The sequence below is a fragment of the Enterobacter cloacae complex sp. 342H5 genome (assembly GCF_050030905.1).
Lineage (GTDB): Bacteria > Pseudomonadota > Gammaproteobacteria > Enterobacterales > Enterobacteriaceae > Enterobacter > Enterobacter intestinihominis.
Map to the genome: position 1 here is coordinate 3,822,030 of NZ_JBLGVB010000001.1, position 19,477 is coordinate 3,841,506.

Below are 19,477 nucleotides of genomic sequence, written 5' to 3' on the forward strand. Positions count from 1 at the left end.
GTGAATCCGCAAGGGGCAGAAATGTTAGCCGTGTCACAGGCATGAACGATGAATAAACCTCCAGTTGAGAAAATTTAAAAAGGTGGTTTATAAAGACGGTCAGACGGGAAAAAGTTGAGTTTTATTGCACTATGCGCGACACGCCGACATCCGATCTTCTGGAACTGATCGCCCTGAACGATACCGTGGCCTCGTTCAGCCGCCTGTTTGCCAATACCGTGCGCTACCATCACTGGCACCAGTGTCTGGAGATCCTCTATGTGGAAGAGGGCTTTGGCGTAGCGATTGTCGATAATCGTCACTACACCATGCGCCCCGGACGGCTGTTTTTCTTCCCGCCTTTTACGCTGCACAAGGTCATGGTGGACGAACAGGCGGAGGCAATTTACCGCCGCACCATTATTCATCTCGACCAGCACGCGGTGCTGAAGATCCTGCGGGATTTTCCCCAGACCCGGCAGCGTCTGGAGCGGCTGTCACGCCGTGGCGGCGAAGCGTGGGTCGCCGATTTAGCTCACTTCCATCACCATATCGACCATCTGTTTAGCTGCTATAAACCGCCGATGAACGGCGAGAGCATCGCCAGCCTGCTGATAGGCCTGTTCGCGATGCTGCCCGACGATCGCGACGGCGAGCCGGGAAACAGCCAGGGGATCGCCAGCCAGGTGATGTTTTGGCTCGACGAGCATTATCAGGAGAAATTTCGTCTGGATGCGCTGGCCAATGAGCTGGGTAAATCCCGCAGCTACGTATCGCGAAAATTCCATGCGGAAACGGGCGAAAAAATTCACGACTACCTGAATACGCTAAGGTTGCGTAAGGCGTGTGAGTGTTTACTCCACACTGATTCGAGCGTGCGTGACATTGCCGCACAGACGGGTTTTTCCGACGTGACGTGGTTTATCAGCGCGTTTAAAAAAGGGATTGGCGAGACGCCGCTGCAGTACCGGAAGAACCATCGTGCGGTTTGACGCCCTCACCCACGGGGCTGAGGGTTCCCCACAAATTAATGCGAGCACTGAACAATCCCCTCGCCCCTCCGGGGAGAGGGTTAGGGTGAGGGGAACATACGGCGGTGGTGGTCATTCCGTTCACTTTATGTTCCTTGCTACTCTGTAACGACATGACCGGTGAACGTGCCAGGGTGGCTCAGTCGCCACCACCCTGGCGACCCGGGCTCCCGGCGGTAAATCGCCGCTTCGCGGTGCCCTCGGCTTATTCCTTCCGGCTTATCGGGTACGGGCGGAGGCAACGTCCCTGTAAAGCCGCCCTCTCGGCGCATCCCTGCGCCTCGCCCGGCCGGAAGGCAAACGCCTCAGCGATTTACAGCCGGACCAGGGCATCGCTGACAGCCCTCAGTCATTTAGAAAGCAACTTTATTGCTTCTGCATAAAAAAATTACTGGGGATCCCTCAGCCCACGGGGAGAGGGGGAAAATCAACCGCTCTTCTTGCCCGGCTTTAATCCGCGGTGTAACTCGTTGATGCGCTTCATCGACTTGATGGTGCGCTGCGGCTCGGTGGAGGCGACGGACAGAATAATCATCTCCAGGCACAGCAGCACCGTGCCGTGCAGCGGGATTTTGCCCTTCTCGCCGCCGCGCGGGACGTGGATCACTACGCTTGCCTCTTTGCTAAAGCGCGAGTCAGTGGCGTTGGTCAGCAAAATGGTGGGAATACCCAGGCGCTTCGCTTCGCGCAGCGTGGTCTGTCCCTCCCGGTGCGCGGATTTTTGCGCCATCATTACCAGCACGTCACCGCGCTGTAGGGCAATCAGCTGTTCGGCGAGGCCAATACCGGTGCGGTTGAGCGGGATCGCAGGCAGGCCTATACGGCTAAACAGTCGCGAGGTGTACTCAGCCAGAATGCCGGATGCGCCAATGCCAAAAATAGCGACCTGTCTCGCCTGCGCCAGCAGCGACACCGCCTGCGCCATCGCGTAGCGGTTGCCCGGTTCGGACAACACCGCGCAGGTGTGTTGATGGCCTTCCAGCACAAAATCGATGCTCGCGTCGACGTCGCTGGTAAGCGTGTTTACCGTCGTGGACATCTTCTCGCTGGAGGTGACCACCGGGCCAAACCACTGCTCCAGGGTCTGCTTGAGATCCCGCAGCCCGCCAAACCCAAGCGCCTGAATGGCACGCACCACGGTGGCGTCCGAGGTGTGTAGCACAGCGGCAATCTCCATTGCCGTCTGCTCCATAACCGCTTCACGATTTTCATTGATATAGCTCGCCACCTGCAGCAGGCGCGGCGTCAGCTGGTGCGCCCGCGAGCGGAGGCGGTCGCCGTAGACATCAATTTTTCGGATCATCTTGCGGCCTCCGGCAGCGGACGGCCCGCTATCTGCGACTGCACCTGCGCGGCCATCAGCCCCAGCGAGGCAAATGAATTTGAGATCGCTTCCTCGCGGGAGATGAGCACGTAATGCCCGGTTCGGCAGGCGTTGAGAAACTGACACCAGCCCGGCATCACCGCATCCATCGCCGCCAGCTCGTCCTGCGGTTTTCCGCCGGTGTCCCCGCGCCAGGTTGCAAAGACAAAATCAGCATCCAGCTCCGGCAGACGCTCGGCGCTGACGTCGATGCGCCCGCCCTCCGGGATGCTCTCAATCAGCGGCGGGAACCTGAACCCTGCGTCGCGCAGCACGCGCCCAAGCGAGTGGTAGCTGTGCATGGCGTTGATTTTGCCCTGATTGGCCTGAATCACCGAGACGGTCAGTTTGCTCGTATCGATGGTCGCCTTTAGCGCCTCGATCTGCTCCTGATAGCGACGCTCCAGAATCTTCAGCCGCGTCTCTGTCCCGGTAAGCTGCGCCAGCTTGCGGTAGATCTCCGGCGCGCCGCCGTCGAGGTGATCGATACTCACCGTCGGGGCAATTTTTTCCAGCTGTTCGACCGGCGTGTTGCGGGTCGGCTCGGTGATGATAAGATCCGGCTTCGCCGCGGCGATGGCTTCAATATCGATATCGGCGGTGCCGATGAATGTGATGTCGGAATTATCAAAATCGATGCCCGTCAGCATGCCGCTGGAGCGCAGAAAATGGCTGCCGTCCGGTCGGGTACGGCCATGGCTGGCAACCGGCGGTACGCCAAGCTCGATCAGCGGAATGGTGATATCCAGGTCGTGCAGGGACACAATCCGCTTCGGGTTAACCGGCACCACCACTTTGCGGTTCAGGTCGTCAGTAAACGTCTGCGTTGGCTCTGCGGCTCCTGCAGCAAAACCCACCAGCACCAGCATTGCAAAAAATACGCGCATTTCTATCCCCTAAAATCGATCCCGACGCTGCCAGAGCAGCAGCAGGAAAAACGGTCCGCCAATCAGTGAAATGACAATTCCCGCCGGCAGCTGCAACGGGAGAAATGCCAGCCGCCCGACGTTATCCGCCAGCAGCACCAGCAGCGCGCCCAGTACGGCACTTCCCGTCAGCAGTGCCGTTTGCCCTCCGCGCAGCAGCAGGCGCGCCATGTGCGGGGCAATCAGCCCGACAAAGCCGATACTCCCCACGCAGGAGACGCAGGCCGCGGTGAGCACCACGGGGGCAAACACGCGCAGCAGCGCGAGGCGTGAAGTCCGCACGCCCAGCCCCGTCGCAATGTGGTTGCCGAGCAAGGCTACGTCTGCGGCGCGCGCGGTAAAGAGCAGCAGCGCAAACGCCGGCACTGTCCAGGCAGCAGCGATGCTGACCAGCGTCCAGCTTGCCGCATGCAGACTCCCCGCCAGCCACAGCATCGCCGTCTGGACGTCGCGCACGTCGGCGGTCGTCATAAAGACCCCCATCGCGGCGGCAAACGCCCATGACACGCCGATGCCGATCAGGATGAATCGCGGGCGCGAGATATCACGCGCCAGCGCCACTACCAGCAGCGCGGTCAGCAGCCCACCGGCCATGCCGATAAGTGGACGCCAGTACGGCCCCAATCCCGGAAACTGAAAAATCAGCAGCAGCACCGCCGCGCTACAGCCCTCTTTCACGCCGATAAGTCCGGGGTCAGCAAGGCCGTTGCGGGTAATGGACTGCATGGCCGCCCCCGCCATGCCGAGCATCGCGCCGCACAGCACCGCCATCAGCAGGCGCGGCAGGCGGATATCCATCACAATGTAATGCGCATCCGCCGTCAGACGTTCAGGATAAAACAGCGCACGTCCGATGGCGGAAGCAGGAATGGGCAGCGAGCCGTGCGTCAGGCCAAAACTTAGCAGCAGTAAAACGGCAAGGGTTAAAACGGTCAGATACAGCAGCGCCCTCGGGCGAACCAGCGCCGAGAAGGAGGAAAATCGTACTGCCCTCAATCCAGCCCGGTTCATTTGAACATCCTTGACGCCATAAGGATAAAGACCGGCGCGCCGACCAGCGCAGTCATCACGCCGGTTGCCAGCTCATACGGCGTAAACAGCGTGCGGGCGGCGATATCCGCCATCAGCAGAACCAGCGCCCCGCACAGGGCTGAGAGCGGCACCATCACGCGCAGGTCCACCGATACCAGACGGCGAATCAGCTGCGGCACCACGAGTCCGATAAACCCGATCGGTCCGGCAACTGAAACCGCCGCGCCGCACAGCAGGGCGATGGCCAGCAGCGCGAGCAGGCGCGTTTTCATCAGCGACACGCCAAGCCCCTGCGCCATTCTGTCCCCCAGCGCCAGCATGTTCAGCGACGGCGACAGCCAGAGCGCCAGCGCAAAACCCACGGCAGCGGCCCCCGCGGCGCTAGCGGTCGTCTCGCCGATGACTCCCGCCACATCCCCCGCAAGCCAGGTCCGCATGGCCAGCAGCGTCTGTTCATCCAGAATCAACACCGTGGCGGTTATCGATGAGGCAAATGCCGACATCGCCACGCCGCACAGCGTGACTTTCATCGGCGTGAGACCGGTACGCCCGGATGAGGAGAACGTTAGCACCAGCAAAAAGAGCGCGGCGGCGCCGGCTGCGGCTATCAGAGGGCGGCCAAACGGCAGCGACAGCCCGAGGGCACTCGTCAGCACCACCGCCAGCGCCGCCCCTGCATTTAGCCCCAGGATATGCGGCTCGCCGAGCGGGTTGCGGATCACTGACTGCAGCAGCACGCCCGCGACGCCGAGCGCCGCGCCCGTCACCAGGGCGGCGCACAGCCGCATCAAGCGCAGCCTGACGATCACGCTATGCTCAAAATTGCGCGGGTCGAAGTGGAAAAATGCGTCTACTACCGTCCGGGGGGCGATAACGCGCGCCCCGATACTCAGGTGCGCAATCGCGCCTGCCAGAAGCAGCAGCGTAAAGAGAATAAAGGCCACAGACGTGCGCATCATGGTTTGTCGACAGCCTGACGGAACGGCATAAAGAACGGCTTGCCGGTCAGCGGGTTAACCGACATATGCACGTCGACATCAAACACCGCTTTGATCAGCTCCGGCGTGCAGGCGTCGCCCTCATGCAGTACCCCCTCAACCTTTCCCTGACGTAAAAAGACCAGCGAATCACCGTAGTTCACGGCGAAGTTGAGATCGTGCAGAACCACCACCACGGTGCGCCCGTGCCGGCGCGTCAGCGTGTGCAGCAGTTCGAGGATCTCCACCTGGTAGCGAAGATCGAGGTACGTCGTGGGTTCATCCAGCAGGATGTAGGGCGTTTGCTGCGCCAGCACCATGGCGATCCAGCAGCGCTGGCGCTGGCCGCCGGACAGGCTTTCAACCAGATGATGGGCAAACTCTGCCGTCCCGGTCAGGCGTAACGCCTCCTCCACGGCCCGCTCGTCTTCCTCGCTCCACTGGCGCATCACGTTCTGCCAGGGGAAACGTCCGCGCGAGACCAGCTCAAATACGGTTAACCCTTCTGGAAGCAGCGGAGACTGCGGCAGGATCCCGAGCTGGCGGGCGACCGCTTTGGTTGGCTGCGAGTGGATGGCTTTGCCGTCCAGCACCGCGCTGCCGCCGAGCGGCTGAAGCAGCCGCGCGAGGGTACTTAACAGCGTCGATTTTCCACAGCCGTTTGCGCCCACCAGAACAGTCATTTTCTGCTGGGGGATCGCAAGGGAGATATCATCAACGATGATTTTTTTCTGATAACCCGCGGATAGGTTCTCAAGAACCAGTCCCGGCTTTTTGATGTATTGAGCCACGTGAACGCCAACGTAAGAAAAAAAACCAACAAATAAAAATAAAACTCATTCTCTTTTGTGAGTTTGCCGCCGCGCCATGTAGTAGTCAAGCGAAGATATACCCTGTAAACCCCAGGGATAACTGAGCATCGCTTCACAAATCAAAATTCCTTTTTATCAATTATTTTCAATGCCTTAAACAGGAAATCAACGCGTATTAGCCAGAGAGAAACCTCTGTAGCGAAATTTTTATTTATTCCATTTACTACTACATTCCCTCATGCTTGAATGATTCTCAATTACAAGTCCGATGCCGTAGAGGCTAACGGACAGACCGTAAGGGCAATGACTCACACATTCTTCCGCGAGCATTTCATCGCAGGATATTTTGGGAAAACAGATGTAATGGCTAAGTTCACACCTTCATTCGCCGGGGTAAAAGGGCGCGCGCTCTTTTCACTCCTGTTCATGGCGCCTCTGGTGCACGCAGCAGCAAAAGACGGTGAGACGCTTACCGTCACTGCCGACCCTTACGCTTCCACCGACGCCACCAGCGGCTATCAGCCCCTGAACACCTCCACCGCCACGCTGACCAACATGCCGATGCTGGACATCCCGCAGGTGGTCAATACCGTCAGCGATAAAGTGCTGGAAGACCAAAACGCGACCACGCTCGACGAGGCGCTGTATAACGTCAGCAACGTGGTGCAGACCAACACCCTGGGCGGCACGCAGGATGCCTTCGTGCGCCGTGGCTTCGGCGCAAACCGCGATGGCTCGATCATGACCAACGGCCTGCGCACCGTGCTGCCGCGCAGCTTCAATGCCGCAACCGAGCGCGTGGAGGTGCTAAAAGGCCCGGCCTCGACCCTTTACGGTATTCTCGACCCCGGCGGCCTGATTAACGTGGTGACCAAACGCCCGGAGAAAACCTTCGGCGGCTCGATTTCTGCCACATCAACCAGCTTTGGCGGCGGTACCGGACAGTTTGACGTCACCGGTCCGCTTGAAGGTACGCGTCTGGCCTATCGCCTGACGGGGGAGTATCAGGACGAGGATTACTGGCGTAATTTCGGCACCGAACGCAGCACCTTTATCGCCCCGTCTTTGACCTGGTTCGGCGATGATGCCACCGTGACCGTGCTCTATTCGCATCGCGACTATAAAACGCCGTTCGATCGCGGAACGATCTTCGATCTCAACACCAAAAAGGCCGTCGACGTCGATCGCAAAACCCGCTTTGATGAGCCATTTAACGTGACCGACGGTCAGTCCGACCTCGCTCAGCTTAATGCGGAGTATCGCCTTAACAGCCAGTGGACCGCGAAGTTCGACTACAGCTACAGCCAGGATAAGTACAGCGATAACCAGGCTCGCGTGATGGCCTACGATTCAAAAACCGGCAACCTGACCCGCCGCGTGGATGCGACCCAGGGTTCGACCCAGCGTATGCACACAACGCGGGCAGATTTGCAGGGGAACGTGGACATCGCGGGCTTTTACAATGAGATCCTGACCGGCGTGTCGTATGAGAATTACGATCTGCTGCGTACGGACATGATCCGTTGTAAGAACGTTAAGGATTTCAATATTTACAACCCGAGCTATGGCAGCCTCGGCAAGTGCACCACCGTCTCGGCATCCGACAGCGATCAAACCATCAAGCAGGAGAGCTACTCCGCTTACGCGCAGGACGCGCTGTACCTGACCGATAAATGGATCGCCGTTGCCGGGCTGCGCTACCAGTATTACACCCAGTACGCGGGCAAAGGCCGTCCGTTTAACGTCAACACCGACAGCCGCGACGACCAGTGGACGCCGAAGCTGGGCCTGGTATACAAGCTCACGCCGGCAGTCTCCCTGTTTGCTAACTATTCCCAGACGTTTATGCCGCAGTCGTCCATTGCGAGCTACATCGGCGACCTGCCGCCGGAAACGTCGAACGCGTATGAAATAGGCGCTAAATTCGACCTGTTCGACGGCATTACTGCCAACATCGCGCTGTTTGATATCCACAAGCGCAACGTGCTGTACACCGAGAGCATCGGTGATGAAACCGTCGCCAAAACCGCGGGCCGCGTGCGCTCGCAGGGTGTCGAAGTGGATCTCGCCGGATCGCTGACCGAGAACACCAACATTATCGCCAGCTACGGCTATACCGATGCGAAGGTGCTGGAAGACCCGGACTACGCGGGCAAACCGCTGCCAAACGTGCCGCGCCATACCGGCTCCCTGTTCCTGACGTACGATATTCACAATGCGTTTGCCGGGAATACGCTGACAATTGGCGGCGGCGGGCACGGAGTGAGCCGTCGTTCAGCGACTAACGGTGCGGATTATTATCTGCCGGGCTATTTCGTGGCGGATGCATTTGCGGCGTACAAAATGAAGCTGCAATATCCGGTGACGCTACAGGTGAACGTGAAGAATTTGTTTGATAAGACCTACTACACGTCGTCGATTGCGACCAATAACCTGGGCAACCAGATTGGCGACCCGCGTGAAGTGCAGTTTACGGTGAAGATGGAGTTTTGACGTCAGTGCGAGGCGTTCCCCTCACCCTAACCCTCTCCCCAGAGGGGCGAGGGGATCGATCGTAGGCCCGGTAAGCGCAGCGCCACCGGGCAAAAAAAAGCCCTGCATCGCAGGGCTTTTCAGCATCAGGCCTCAATATCCGCCATATCGCCTTTCTCCTGCAGCCAGTTACGTCGGTCTTCCGAACGTTTCTTGGCAAGGAGCATATCCATCATGGCGTTGGTTTGCTGTTCGTCTTCGTCGCTGATCGTCAGCTGCACCAGACGGCGCGTGTTCGGATCCAACGTCGTTTCGCGAAGCTGCATCGGGTTCATCTCGCCCAGCCCTTTAAAGCGCTGCACGTTCGGTTTGCCCTTCTTGCGCTTCAGCTGTTCCAGCACGCCCGCTTTCTCTTCTTCCGTCAGCGCATAGTAGACTTCTTTGCCAAGGTCGATACGGTACAGCGGCGGCAGCGCCACGTGGACGTGACCGTTTTTCACCAGCGCGCGGAAGTGCTTCACGAACAGCGCGCACAGCAGCGTGGCGATGTGCAGGCCATCGGAGTCCGCATCCGCGAGAATGCAGATCTTGCCGTAGCGCAGCTGGCTCAGATCGTCGCTGTCCGGATCGATGCCGATCGCCACGGAGATGTCGTGTACTTCCTGCGAGGCCAGCACTTCATCAGACGAGACTTCCCAGGTGTTGAGGATCTTACCCTTGAGCGGCATGATCGCCTGATACTCACGATCGCGCGCCTGCTTGGCCGATCCGCCCGCCGAGTCCCCTTCCACCAGGAACAGCTCGGTGCGGTTGAGATCCTGCGCGGTACAGTCCGCCAGCTTGCCCGGCAGCGCGGGGCCGCTGGTCAGCTTTTTACGCACCACTTTCTTCGCCGCGCGCAGACGACGCTGGGCGCTGGAGATCGCCATTTCAGCCAGCATTTCTGCGGCCTGAACGTTCTGGTTCAGCCACAGGGTAAACGCATCTTTCACCACGCCGGAAACAAACGCCGCACACTGGCGTGACGACAGGCGCTCTTTAGTCTGACCGGCAAACTGCGGATCCTGCATTTTCACGGAAAGCACGTAGGCGCAGCGGTCCCAGATATCTTCTGCGGAAAGCTTCACGCCGCGCGGCAGAATGTTGCGGTATTCGCAGAACTCGCGCATCGCATCCAGCAGACCCTGACGCAGGCCGTTGACGTGCGTCCCACCGAGCAGCGTTGGGATCAGGTTGACGTAGCTTTCCGTCAGCAGCTCACCGCCTTCAGGTAGCCACAGCAGCGCCCAGTCCACCGCCTCGGTATCACCTTCGAAATTCCCGACGAACGGTTTTTCCGGCAGGGTCGGCAGGCCGTTAACCGCTTCGCACAGGTAGTCGTTCAGACCCTTTTCGTAGCGCCAGCTCTGTTCGGTGTTGTTAACGTGATCTTTAAAGGTGATTTCTACGCCTGGGCACAGCACCGCTTTGGCTTTCAGCAGGTGCGTCAGGCGGGAAACAGAAAAGCGTGGGCTGTCGAAGAAGCTTTCGTCAGGCCAGAAATGGACGCTGGTGCCGGTGTTGCGTTTACCGCACGTCCCGACGACCTGCAAATCCTGCACTTTTTCGCCGTTTTCAAACGCGATGTTATACACCTGTCCGTCGCGACGGACGTTCACTTCCACGCGCTTTGACAGAGCGTTAACCACGGAGATCCCCACGCCGTGCAAGCCGCCAGAGAACTGGTAGTTTTTGTTGGAGAACTTACCGCCCGCATGCAGACGGCAGAGGATCAGCTCAACGGCAGGAACCCCCTCTTCCGGGTGAATATCCACCGGCATGCCGCGGCCATCGTCGATGACTTCCAGCGACTGATCGGCGTGCAGGATAACGTCCACGCGTTTGGCATGACCTGCCAGCGCTTCGTCCACACTGTTATCAATTACTTCCTGGCCCAGGTGGTTTGGGCGCGTCGTATCGGTGTACATCCCCGGGCGGCGGCGAACCGGCTCAAGCCCGGTGAGTACCTCAATGGCATCAGCGTTATAGGTTTGCGTCATGATTTAAGCTAGCAATTCGCATTGATTGTCAGTGGCTGTGCAGTCCAAGAAAATCGACAATCTGGGTGAAATGATCTTCAAAGCCCGTGAAAGCATGGTTTCCGCCCTCTTCTACAGTCTGGCGGCAGGATGCGTAATACGCCACTGCCTGGCGGTAATCCAGCACTTCATCTCCCGTCTGTTGCAGCAGCCAGATAAGATCGGGCGCTTCAAGCGGGTCGACCTGCATAACTTTGAGATCGTAAATATGGCGTGACTCTAGCACATATTGTTGGCCGGTGTAGGGGTTCTCGTTTTCGCCAAGAAAGTCCCTTAACAGCTCAAATGGCCGGACCGCCGGGTTAACGACGACAGCGGGCAACATAAAGCATTGCGACAGCCAGGTGGCGTAGTAGCCGCCGAGGGACGAGCCGACAACGCCAAACGATTCGCCGCCGTGTTCAAGCACAATCGATTCCAGCATTTCTGCCGCGTCCGCCGGATAAGGGGGCAGCTGCGGAATAATCATCTCCACGTGCGGATGATGTTCGCTCAGCCACTGGCGAAACTGCGTCGCCTTTGCGGAACGCGGAGAACTGTTGAACCCGTGCAGATAGAGGAGCGTCGACATCAATAGCCTTCTGAAGCGGTATCCGGGCGGAACTGCGCGCCAGCCAGACGGCACACTTCGGTGGTCAGCGAGCCGTCGGCATGCAGGTCCAGCCAGCGCCAGCCCGGTGCGATGGTGTCCAGCGTGAAGTTAGCGCAATGGGGCTTGAACTGCACGCAGGTGGACGGCGTCGCGAGCAGGCGGCGACCGTTCCAGTCAAGATCCTGTTCCTGGTGAATGTGCCCGCACAGCAAATTTTTCACGCGCGGGAATTTCGCCAGCACGCTATCCAGCGCCGCAGAGTTGCGTAAGCTGTGCTGATCAAGCCAGCTACAGCCCGCCGGCAGCGGATGATGATGCAGTAACAGCAGCGTATTACGATTCGGTTCGGCGGCCAGTTTTGTCTCCAGCCAGTCAAGCTGATAGTCGCTCAACTCACCGTGCGGAACGCCAAACACCTGACTGTCGAGGAGCAGAATTTGCCACTGGTCCCCCGTAAAGACACATTTTGCCGGCGAAATCCCCGCCTCCTGAAGCGAACTGTACATGGCGGGCTGAAAATCGTGATTGCCCGGTAGCCAGACGCAAGGCACACTAAAGCTCGCAATTCCTTCGGCGAAATGCTGATAGGCTGCGGAGGATTGATCCTGCGCCAGATCGCCTGTCGCGACGATCAGATCGCATGGCCGCTTTTCAGCATGGATCGCGTCAAGAACCGCCTGATAACTCTCCCAGGTGTTCACGCCCAGAAGCGTCTCATGCTTTTCGGCAAAAAGGTGGGTGTCGGTGATTTGTAATATCCTGACTGGCGCCCCACCAGCAACAGTCAGGTTCAACAGGCTTTCCAAATGGTGTCCTTAGGTAGGTTTATGACGCTAACAAACCGGAATCGCCATTGCTCCATGTGCTAAACAATATCTTAGCCAATCGGCTAAAAACTGGTTAATTTGATGCTTTTCGTCGCGTTGATGCAACTTTTTATTCGGATAATCATACCGCGCTTTGAAGCGAAAGATCTGCTGGCTTGAACACACTTCAGCGACCATCGCATCATGATAAAGACGTACCGTCATTGACGGCAGGCTCCAGTAGCTGATGCTCGGCGCCGTTTGCTCAATCTCCACCAGCGTAGTGTAGCGCGTTGATTCTGTTATCGTTAACCGATACTGCGCGTTGCTCACCTGATAGCTTACCGTTTCGCCGGGCGCGTCGTTTCGCGGCAGCAGGCGGCGCAGCTGGGCGAAATTGGTTTCGCACAGGCGCATCATTTCTGGGAAGTCAGGTGTATAGCGCTTCATTTTTTCCACTCGTTTCGTAAATTCTGATGATGCAGTTGCAGCCATTGCAAGGCGATGACAGACGCTGCGTTGTCGATTAAACCCTCTTCTACCCATTGGTAAGCCTGCTCCCGACTCACCACATGAACCCGAATATCTTCGTTTTCATCTGCCAGACCGTGGATCCCTTTCGCTGTCGTGGCGTCCACTTCGCCCACCATAATAGATGAGCGTTCCGTTGTTCCCCCCGGACTTGCCAGGTAGCTCAACACCGGTTTCGTCCGACCGATCGCCAGGCCTGCCTCTTCCAGCGCCTCACGGCGAGCGACGTCTTCGACCGACTCACCCTCCTCGATCATCCCGGCCACCATCTCCAGCAACCACGGCGTTTCGCTGGTATCATACGCCGCAATACGGACCTGCTCGACCAGCACGACTTCATCACGCACTGGGTCAAAGGGTAGCAAGACTGCCGCATGCCCGCGCTCAAAAATTTCGCGTTTGATTTCACCGCTCATTTCACCGTTAAACAGGCGATGCCTGAAACGGTAAAGTTCCATTGAAAAAAAACCGCTATAAAGCGTTTCTCGTGCAATAATTTCTACATCGTTTTTGGCGAAGGTGACAGGCACGTTTTCTGGTTTTTGCATCGGTCGAGTCCTGGTAGCAATGGTGATGAAATTGTGAATTTCAAGGCTGTTTGGCTGCCGTTTGTATGGCTATATGGTAGATTGGAGCAAATTACCGCCAGATGGCACGTTACGCCAACCTTTTGGTGTGGATGATTCTGTTAGAATCGGCAATTATTTTTAATTAGATCAGCGCTAATACTGCTTCACAACAAGGAATGCAAATGAAGAAATTGCTCCCCATCCTTATCGGCCTGAGCCTGACGGGCTTCAGTGCAATGAGCCAGGCAGAGAACCTGTTACAGGTCTACCAGCAGGCACGTCTGGGCAACCCTGATTTACGTAAATCAGCGGCCGATCGTGATGCTGCGTTTGAAAAGATTAACGAAGCACGTAGTCCACTGCTGCCGCAGTTAGGCTTAGGTGCAGATTATACCTACACTAACGGTTTTCGCGATAACAATGGCATCGACTCGAATGCCACCAGCGCCTCTTTACAGCTTACACAGACCCTGTTCGACATGTCCAAATGGCGTGAACTGAGTTTGCAGGAAAAGAGCGCAGGCATTCAGGATGTCACCTATCAGACCGATCAGCAAACGCTGATCCTGAATACCGCGACCGCCTATTTCCAGGTACTGAGCGCGATTGACGCGCTCTCCTATACCGAAGCGCAGAAACAGGCGATTTACCGTCAGTTAGATCAAACCACCCAGCGTTTTAATGTTGGTCTGGTTGCGATCACTGACGTGCAGAACGCCCGTTCACAGTACGATACCGTACTGGCTAACGAAGTGACCGCACGTAACAACCTCGACAACGCACTGGAAGCACTGCGTCAGGTCACCGGTAACTACTATCCTGAGCTGGCCTCTCTGAACGTGGACAGTTTCAAAACGGACAAACCGCAGGCGGTTAATGCTCTGCTGAAAGAAGCGGAAAACCGTAACCTGACCTTATTGCAGGCGCGCCTGAGCCAGGATCTGGCACGCGAGCAGATCCGCCTTGCACAGGATGGTCACCTGCCAACCCTGAGCCTGAGCGCCTCTACCGGCGTATCGGATACCAGCTACAGCGGGTCTAAAACGACGTCTCAGGCCTATGACGACAGCAACGTTGGCCAGAACAAAGTGGGCCTCAGCTTCTCTCTGCCGCTGTACCAGGGCGGGATGGTTAACTCTCAGGTGAAACAGGCGCAGTACAACTTTGTGGGTGCCAGCGAGCAGCTGGAAAGCGCGCACCGCAACGTGGTGCAGACCGTGCGTTCTTCCTTTAACAACGTCAATGCCTCTATCAGTAGCATCAACGCTTACAAACAGGCCGTTGTCTCTGCGCAAAGCTCTCTGGACGCGATGGAAGCAGGCTACTCCGTCGGTACGCGTACCATCGTTGACGTGTTAGACGCAACGACCACGCTGTATAACGCGAAACAGCAGCTTTCCAGCGCACGTTACCAGTACCTGATTAACCAGCTGAACATCAAGCAGGCGCTGGGTACGCTGAACGAGCAGGATCTGCAAATGCTGAACAGTACGCTGGGTAAACCGGTATCCACGTCGCCTGACAGCGTGGCGCCGGAAAATCCAGAGCAGGATGCCGCGGTTGATAACTTCAACGCTAACGGCAGCGCCCCGGTTGCACAGCCAGCGGCAGCACGCAGCACCTCACCTGCCAGCAGCGGCACGAATCCGTTCCGCAACTAAGTGTGTCATCAGGCCCAATGCGGCCTGATGCCCTCACCCCAGCCCTCTCCCACAGGGAGAGGGAGCACATTAATCCCCCCCGAACGTAAGCCAACGTAAAGATCCCCCGGATTTCGCCCCTCTTCGCTTCATTTTCAACCACTCATCCTCTATCCTGAGCGTTAATACCCCTGGGTCCTGGAAGACAAATATGAAACGGACAAAAACGATGAATCACGCGTCGTTCCGCAAAAGCTGGAACGCACGCCACCTGACACCTGTCGCGCTGGCGGTCACCGCCGTCTTTATGCTGGCAGGCTGTGAGCAAAGCGACGAAACGGTGTCGCTCTATCAAAACGCTGACGATTGTGCGAGCGCAACCGGTAAAGCCGCCGAGTGTACGACGGCCTATAACAACGCCATGAAAGAGGCAGAACGTACCGCGCCGAAATATGCCTCACGCGAAGACTGTGTAGCCGAATTCGGCGAAGGTCAGTGCCAGCAGGCTCCTGCTCAGGCAGGTATGGCACCGGAAAACCAGGCGCAGGCACAGTCCAGCGGTAGCTTCTGGATGCCTCTGATGGCGGGTTATATGATGGGCCGTCTGATGAGCGGCGGCGCGGGCTACCAGCAGCAACCGCTGTTTAGTTCTAAAAACCCAAACAGCCCGGCGTACGGTAAATACACCGATGCCACCGGCAAGGGTTACGGTGCTGCAACGCCTGGCCGTACGATGACCGTACCGAAAACCGCGATGGCACCGAAACCAGCCACTACCAGCACCATTACCCGTGGCGGCTTCGGTGAGTCTGTGGCGAAACAAACCACCATGCAGCGTAGTGCGACCGGCTCTTCGACTCGCTCAATGGGCGGCTGATCATGGAACGAGTCAGTATTGTCGAGCGCCCGGACTGGCGCGAAAAAGCCACCGAATACGGTTTCAACTTTCACACCATGTACGGCGAGCCGTACTGGTGTGAAGACGCTTACTATAAGCTCACGCTCGCGCAGGTCGAAAAGCTTGAAGAGGTGACCGCAGAACTGCACCAGATGTGCCTGAAGGTGGTAGAGAAAGTCATCGACAGCGATGAGCTGATGACCAAATTCCGCATTCCGAAGCACACCTGGAGCTTTGTTCGTCAGTCCTGGAAAACGAACCAGCCTTCGCTCTACTCTCGCCTCGATTTGGCATGGGATGGCGTGGGTGAACCGAAGCTTTTAGAAAACAACGCAGATACGCCAACCTCCCTGTACGAAGCCGCGTTCTTCCAGTGGATCTGGCTGGAAGATCAGGCGAATGCCGGAAACTTGCCGGAAGGCAGCGACCAGTTCAACAGCCTTCAGGAAAAACTGATTGAGCGTTTCGCCGAACTGCGAGAACAGCACGGTTTCAACCTGTTGCACCTCGCCTGCTGTCGCGATACCGAAGAAGATCGCGGTACGGTTCAGTATTTGCAGGACTGCGCAGCCGAAGCGGAAGTGGCGACGGAATTCCTCTATATCGAAGAGATCGGTTTAGGTGAAAAAGGTCAGTTTACGGACACGCAGGATCAGGTGATCAGCAACCTGTTCAAGCTCTACCCGTGGGAATACATGCTGCGCGAAATGTTTTCTACCAAGCTGGAAGACGCCGGTGTGCGCTGGCTGGAACCAGCCTGGAAGAGCATTATCTCCAATAAAGCCCTGCTGCCAATGCTGTGGGAGATGTTCCCGAACCACCCGAACCTGCTGCCTGCTTACTTTGCCGAAGATGATTTCCCGCCGATGGAGAAATACGTCGTTAAGCCAATCTTCTCCCGTGAAGGCGCGAACGTCTCGATTATCGAAAACGGTAAAACGCTGGAAGCGGTTGAAGGGCCGTACGGTGAGGAAGGGATGATCGTCCAGGCGTTTTATCAACTGCCGAAGTTTGGCGACAGCTATACGCTGATCGGCAGCTGGCTTATTAACGATCAGCCTGCCGGGATTGGTATTCGCGAAGATCGCGCGCTGATTACGCAGGATCTGTCGCGTTTCTACCCGCATATTTTTATTGAATAAGACTTGCCGGGTGGCGGCTTCGCCTTACCCGGCCTACATGTTGAGCGTAGGCCCGGTAAGCGCAGCGCCACCGGGCATGTTTTACCCCACCTGCACCGACAGCATACTCAAGCTCCCCATCTCAATACCGTCGACCGGTGTTGTAATAACCTCCTGACCGTCCCATGCGCCTAATACATACAGCAATGGCAAGAAGTGTTCCGGCGTCGGGTTAGAGAGCGAACCGCCGTCGTGATCCAGATAGTTCACCAGCGGATGTGTTTCTACCGGCCCTTGCCAGGTCAGGTTGTCTTTTACATAGTCATTAAAGGCTGTTGCCCAAGGGTACGGCGTATTTTCACCGTGCCAGCGTACCGTACGCAGGTTATGCACCACGTTGCCACTGGCAATCAGCATGATGCCCTCATCACGAAGCGAAGCCAGCTTACGCCCCATCTCCATATGCCAGGCAGCCGGTTTGGTGCTGTCGATACTCAGTTGCACCATCGGGATATCCGCATCAGGATACATCTTAATCAGCACGCCCCATGAGCCATGGTCAAAGCCCCAGGCTTCTTTGTCCAGGGTGACCGGGAAAGGTGCCAGCAAATCCACCAGCGTTTGCGCCAGCTCAGGCGAACCGGGGGCCGGATAATGCGTATCGTACAGCGCCTGCGGAAAACCGCCAAAATCATGGATCGTTTTTGGCGCTTCCATGGCCGTCACGCCGGTACCCCGGGTAAACCAGTGCGCAGAGACCACCACAATTGCCTTCGGACGCGGTAACGTCTTACCCAGCTGACGCCAGGCGCGGGTATAGACGTTATCTTCCAGAACGTTCATGGGGCTGCCATGGCCTAAAAACAGTGCTGGCATACGAGAAGGAGACATGGTGATATCCTTAGAGGAAGTGACAAAGTGATGGGCCTACATTACGCGCATTCAGGTGAAGATGAACGTAGATAACCGTGAAGATCATCATCAGGAAATTTGAATGCCAGATATCGCTTAAGGAGAATGCATGTCAGTACCGTTGATTTTGACCTTACTTGCGGGCGCCGCGACCTTTATCGGTGCGTTCCTTGGGGTACTCGGTCAAAAACCCTCTAATCGCCTGCTGGCCTTCTCGCTGGGTTTCGCCGCCGGGATTATGCTGCTTATCTCGCTGATGGAGATGCTGCCCGCCGCGCTTCACGCCGAAGGGATGTCGCCTGTTCTGGGCTATGGCATGTTTATCATTGGCCTGCTGGGTTATTTTGCACTCGACCGTATCCTTCCTCACGCGCACCCGCAGGATCTAATGCAAAAAAGCGTTGCCCCCATCCCTGGCAATATCAAACGCACGGCCATTCTGCTGACGCTGGGTATCAGCCTGCATAACTTTCCGGAAGGTATCGCCACCTATGTCACGGCCAGCAGCAACCTGGAAATGGGTTTTGGTGTCGCGCTGGCCGTTGCTTTGCACAATATTCCTGAAGGACTTGCCGTTGCCGGGCCCGTTTATGCCGCCACGGGTTCAAAACGTACAGCTGTCTTTTGGGCGGGTATCTCCGGGATGGCTGAAATTCTCGGCGGCGTGCTGGCGTGGCTGATCCTCGGTAGCCTCGTATCCCCGGTTGTAATGGCTGCAATTATGGCTGCCGTGGCCGGGATTATGGTCGCGCTATCTGTCGATGAGCTGATGCCGCTGGCAAAAGAGATCGATCCCAACAATAACCCAAGCTACGGCGTGCTGTGTGGAATGTCAGTGATGGGGATGAGTCTGGTTCTGCTACAAACGGCAGGTATTGGTTAAGAATTAATGCCTCCGTTTCATACGGAGGCATTATACTATTCAAAATAACAATCCTATATATTTATCCTATAATAACTCACCAAATATAAACCCATTAGAATTTCAAAAAAAGACGCCTCTTAAGATAGCCTGAAAATATTAATTAAAAGCACCTACAAATATATTTAAGTCACGTTAATCGCGTATTCCCACCCCAATCCGTATACTTTGCAAGTATTCTGAAATTAATATTCACATTATGAATCACTTTGAAAAAGGATATTTCCATGTATATGGGTAAGAAATTACTGTTAGCAGCGGCTATGGCTGGCATTGTGTCGGGTTCTGCTTTTGCTGAAGATCAAGGCTCTGGCAAAATCAAATTCAAAGGTGTTGTTATTGACGCACCGTGCAGCATCGCACCAGACAGCGTTGATAAAGAAGTCGATCTGGGTGAAGTGACTACGGCCGTCATCAACGCCAACAAAAAATCTACGCCGGTTCCGGTCGATATTAATCTGGAAAACTGCCAGCTTGACGATCCGGCAGACGAAACCGACACGCCAATTACCAAAGTGGATGTCACCTTCACCAGCGCAGCGACAGACGCGACAGACACCAGCCTGATGAGTAACACCTATGCAAGTGGTGCGCAGAACGTGGGTGTACGTCTGCTGGATAATGCGGAGGCTGCTATCACGCTGGGAGAATCCAACGAGGTTGAGTTACTGGCAGGATCAACCACCCAGACGCTGCATTTCAAAGCGGTTATGGAAGTCCCCACGGGTAAAACTGCGACGGCAGGCCAGGTTGAAGCCACGGCTAACTACGTCCTGTTGTACAAATAGTTCTGTTACGTCACAGTATTAGCCGACT

Annotated in this window: 18 protein-coding genes; 7 read left to right on the top strand and 11 right to left on the bottom strand. The window is 56.7% G+C overall.

The window, feature by feature from the left end; translation table 11 throughout:
• The first annotated feature begins 131 nt into the window (after positions 1-131).
• A complete protein-coding gene (locus ACQG03_RS18250) occupies positions 132-971 on the top strand; it encodes an AraC family transcriptional regulator (RefSeq protein ID WP_022649417.1) in 840 nt (279 codons plus the stop codon).
• 466 nt (positions 972-1,437) lie between these two features.
• On the opposite strand, the gene ACQG03_RS18255 is transcribed toward ACQG03_RS18250, so the two are convergent.
• From ACQG03_RS18255 to ACQG03_RS18275, 5 genes are read right to left on the bottom strand one after another with little or no spacing between them, the layout of a single operon-like run.
• On the bottom strand, positions 1,438-2,313 hold the full coding sequence (locus tag ACQG03_RS18255) for a MurR/RpiR family transcriptional regulator (RefSeq protein WP_015571883.1): 876 nt from the start codon (positions 2,311-2,313) through the stop codon (positions 1,438-1,440).
• Positions 2,310-3,260 carry an iron-siderophore ABC transporter substrate-binding protein gene (locus ACQG03_RS18260; RefSeq protein ID WP_063163865.1) on the bottom strand — a complete coding sequence of 317 codons (951 nt, stop codon included), beginning with the start codon at positions 3,258-3,260 and terminating at the stop codon, positions 2,310-2,312. Before ACQG03_RS18260 ends, ACQG03_RS18255 begins: the two co-directional genes overlap by 4 nt.
• Positions 3,261-3,269: 9 nt before the next feature.
• Positions 3,270-4,310 carry a FecCD family ABC transporter permease gene (locus tag ACQG03_RS18265; RefSeq protein WP_023306963.1) on the bottom strand — a complete coding sequence of 347 codons (1,041 nt, stop codon included), beginning with the start codon at positions 4,308-4,310 and terminating at the stop codon, positions 3,270-3,272.
• Positions 4,307-5,290, bottom strand: coding sequence for a FecCD family ABC transporter permease (locus tag ACQG03_RS18270; protein ID WP_045307988.1), 984 nt, complete (start codon positions 5,288-5,290; stop codon positions 4,307-4,309). Before ACQG03_RS18270 ends, ACQG03_RS18265 begins: the two co-directional genes overlap by 4 nt.
• Complete coding sequence (locus tag ACQG03_RS18275) at positions 5,287-6,099, bottom strand: ABC transporter ATP-binding protein (protein ID WP_063163864.1); 813 nt, start codon at positions 6,097-6,099, stop codon at positions 5,287-5,289. Before ACQG03_RS18275 ends, ACQG03_RS18270 begins: the two co-directional genes overlap by 4 nt.
• Positions 6,100-6,483: 384 nt before the next feature.
• Between ACQG03_RS18275 and ACQG03_RS18280 the strand changes: the two genes are divergently transcribed.
• Positions 6,484-8,613 (top strand): TonB-dependent siderophore receptor, encoded by a 2,130-nt coding sequence (locus tag ACQG03_RS18280; protein ID WP_063163863.1) that lies wholly within the window; start codon positions 6,484-6,486, stop codon positions 8,611-8,613.
• A 125-nt stretch (positions 8,614-8,738) separates the two neighbouring features.
• Here the strand turns inward: ACQG03_RS18280 and parE are convergent, their stop codons facing one another.
• Genes parE through nudF form a run of 5 tightly spaced genes read right to left on the bottom strand, consistent with a single transcriptional unit; the run spans position 8,739 to position 13,147 of the window.
• Complete coding sequence (parE, locus tag ACQG03_RS18285; RefSeq protein WP_022649422.1) at positions 8,739-10,631, bottom strand: DNA topoisomerase IV subunit B; 1,893 nt, start codon at positions 10,629-10,631, stop codon at positions 8,739-8,741.
• 28 nt (positions 10,632-10,659) lie between these two features.
• Positions 10,660-11,241, bottom strand: coding sequence for an esterase YqiA (gene yqiA, locus ACQG03_RS18290; RefSeq protein ID WP_023306967.1), 582 nt, complete (start codon positions 11,239-11,241; stop codon positions 10,660-10,662).
• Positions 11,241-12,068: a 3',5'-cyclic-AMP phosphodiesterase gene (cpdA, locus tag ACQG03_RS18295; RefSeq protein ID WP_023298619.1), complete on the bottom strand. Its 828-nt coding sequence runs from the start codon at positions 12,066-12,068 to the stop codon at positions 11,241-11,243. Before cpdA ends, yqiA begins: the two co-directional genes overlap by 1 nt.
• A gap of 27 nt (positions 12,069-12,095) precedes the next feature.
• Positions 12,096-12,518 carry a DUF1249 family protein gene (locus ACQG03_RS18300; RefSeq protein ID WP_003862516.1) on the bottom strand — a complete coding sequence of 141 codons (423 nt, stop codon included), beginning with the start codon at positions 12,516-12,518 and terminating at the stop codon, positions 12,096-12,098.
• A complete protein-coding gene (nudF, locus tag ACQG03_RS18305) occupies positions 12,515-13,147 on the bottom strand; it encodes an ADP-ribose diphosphatase (protein ID WP_022649425.1) in 633 nt (210 codons plus the stop codon). The genes ACQG03_RS18300 and nudF overlap by 4 nt, the downstream gene beginning before the upstream one ends.
• 203 nt (positions 13,148-13,350) lie before the next feature.
• Between nudF and tolC the strand changes: the two genes are divergently transcribed.
• From tolC to ACQG03_RS18320, 3 genes are all read left to right on the top strand, one after another.
• Positions 13,351-14,829: an outer membrane channel protein TolC gene (gene tolC / locus ACQG03_RS18310; RefSeq protein WP_022649426.1), complete on the top strand. Its 1,479-nt coding sequence runs from the start codon at positions 13,351-13,353 to the stop codon at positions 14,827-14,829.
• Between the two features lie 190 nt (positions 14,830-15,019).
• Positions 15,020-15,685, top strand: a complete 666-nt coding sequence (locus ACQG03_RS18315; RefSeq protein ID WP_063150196.1) for a DUF1190 family protein — start codon at positions 15,020-15,022, stop codon at positions 15,683-15,685.
• Positions 15,686-15,687: 2 nt separating this feature from the next.
• Positions 15,688-16,848 carry a glutathionylspermidine synthase family protein gene (locus ACQG03_RS18320; protein WP_022649428.1) on the top strand — a complete coding sequence of 387 codons (1,161 nt, stop codon included), beginning with the start codon at positions 15,688-15,690 and terminating at the stop codon, positions 16,846-16,848.
• A gap of 81 nt (positions 16,849-16,929) precedes the next feature.
• On the opposite strand, the gene ygiD is transcribed toward ACQG03_RS18320, so the two are convergent.
• Positions 16,930-17,718 (bottom strand): 4,5-DOPA dioxygenase extradiol, encoded by a 789-nt coding sequence (ygiD, locus tag ACQG03_RS18325; RefSeq protein ID WP_063146973.1) that lies wholly within the window; start codon positions 17,716-17,718, stop codon positions 16,930-16,932.
• Positions 17,719-17,848: 130 nt separating this feature from the next.
• Between ygiD and zupT the strand changes: the two genes are divergently transcribed.
• Together zupT and ACQG03_RS18335 are read left to right on the top strand one after the other, a co-directional pair.
• Positions 17,849-18,622 (top strand): zinc transporter ZupT, encoded by a 774-nt coding sequence (gene zupT / locus ACQG03_RS18330; protein ID WP_022649430.1) that lies wholly within the window; start codon positions 17,849-17,851, stop codon positions 18,620-18,622.
• 266 nt (positions 18,623-18,888) lie between these two features.
• Positions 18,889-19,449: a fimbrial protein gene (locus tag ACQG03_RS18335; protein WP_022649431.1), complete on the top strand. Its 561-nt coding sequence runs from the start codon at positions 18,889-18,891 to the stop codon at positions 19,447-19,449.
• Positions 19,450-19,477: the final 28 nt, after the last annotated feature.

Bases quoted from the DNA above. Each gene is read 5' to 3' on its own strand.
- ACQG03_RS18250 (WP_022649417.1), top strand. From the start codon at position 132: ATGCGCGACACGCCGACATCCGATCTTCTGGAACTGATCGCCCTGAAC.
- ACQG03_RS18255 (WP_015571883.1), bottom strand. From the start codon at position 2,313: ATGATCCGAAAAATTGATGTCTACGGCGACCGCCTCCGCTCGCGGGCG.
- ACQG03_RS18260 (WP_063163865.1), bottom strand. From the start codon at position 3,260: ATGCGCGTATTTTTTGCAATGCTGGTGCTGGTGGGTTTTGCTGCAGGA.
- ACQG03_RS18265 (WP_023306963.1), bottom strand. From the start codon at position 4,310: ATGAACCGGGCTGGATTGAGGGCAGTACGATTTTCCTCCTTCTCGGCG.
- ACQG03_RS18270 (WP_045307988.1), bottom strand. From the start codon at position 5,290: ATGATGCGCACGTCTGTGGCCTTTATTCTCTTTACGCTGCTGCTTCTG.
- ACQG03_RS18280 (WP_063163863.1), top strand. From the start codon at position 6,484: ATGGCTAAGTTCACACCTTCATTCGCCGGGGTAAAAGGGCGCGCGCTC.
- parE (WP_022649422.1), bottom strand. From the start codon at position 10,631: ATGACGCAAACCTATAACGCTGATGCCATTGAGGTACTCACCGGGCTT.
- yqiA (WP_023306967.1), bottom strand. From the start codon at position 11,241: ATGTCGACGCTCCTCTATCTGCACGGGTTCAACAGTTCTCCGCGTTCC.
- ACQG03_RS18300 (WP_003862516.1), bottom strand. From the start codon at position 12,518: ATGAAGCGCTATACACCTGACTTCCCAGAAATGATGCGCCTGTGCGAA.
- nudF (WP_022649425.1), bottom strand. From the start codon at position 13,147: ATGCAAAAACCAGAAAACGTGCCTGTCACCTTCGCCAAAAACGATGTA.
- tolC (WP_022649426.1), top strand. From the start codon at position 13,351: ATGAAGAAATTGCTCCCCATCCTTATCGGCCTGAGCCTGACGGGCTTC.
- ACQG03_RS18315 (WP_063150196.1), top strand. From the start codon at position 15,020: ATGAAACGGACAAAAACGATGAATCACGCGTCGTTCCGCAAAAGCTGG.
- ACQG03_RS18320 (WP_022649428.1), top strand. From the start codon at position 15,688: ATGGAACGAGTCAGTATTGTCGAGCGCCCGGACTGGCGCGAAAAAGCC.
- ygiD (WP_063146973.1), bottom strand. From the start codon at position 17,718: ATGTCTCCTTCTCGTATGCCAGCACTGTTTTTAGGCCATGGCAGCCCC.
- zupT (WP_022649430.1), top strand. From the start codon at position 17,849: ATGTCAGTACCGTTGATTTTGACCTTACTTGCGGGCGCCGCGACCTTT.
- ACQG03_RS18335 (WP_022649431.1), top strand. From the start codon at position 18,889: ATGTATATGGGTAAGAAATTACTGTTAGCAGCGGCTATGGCTGGCATT.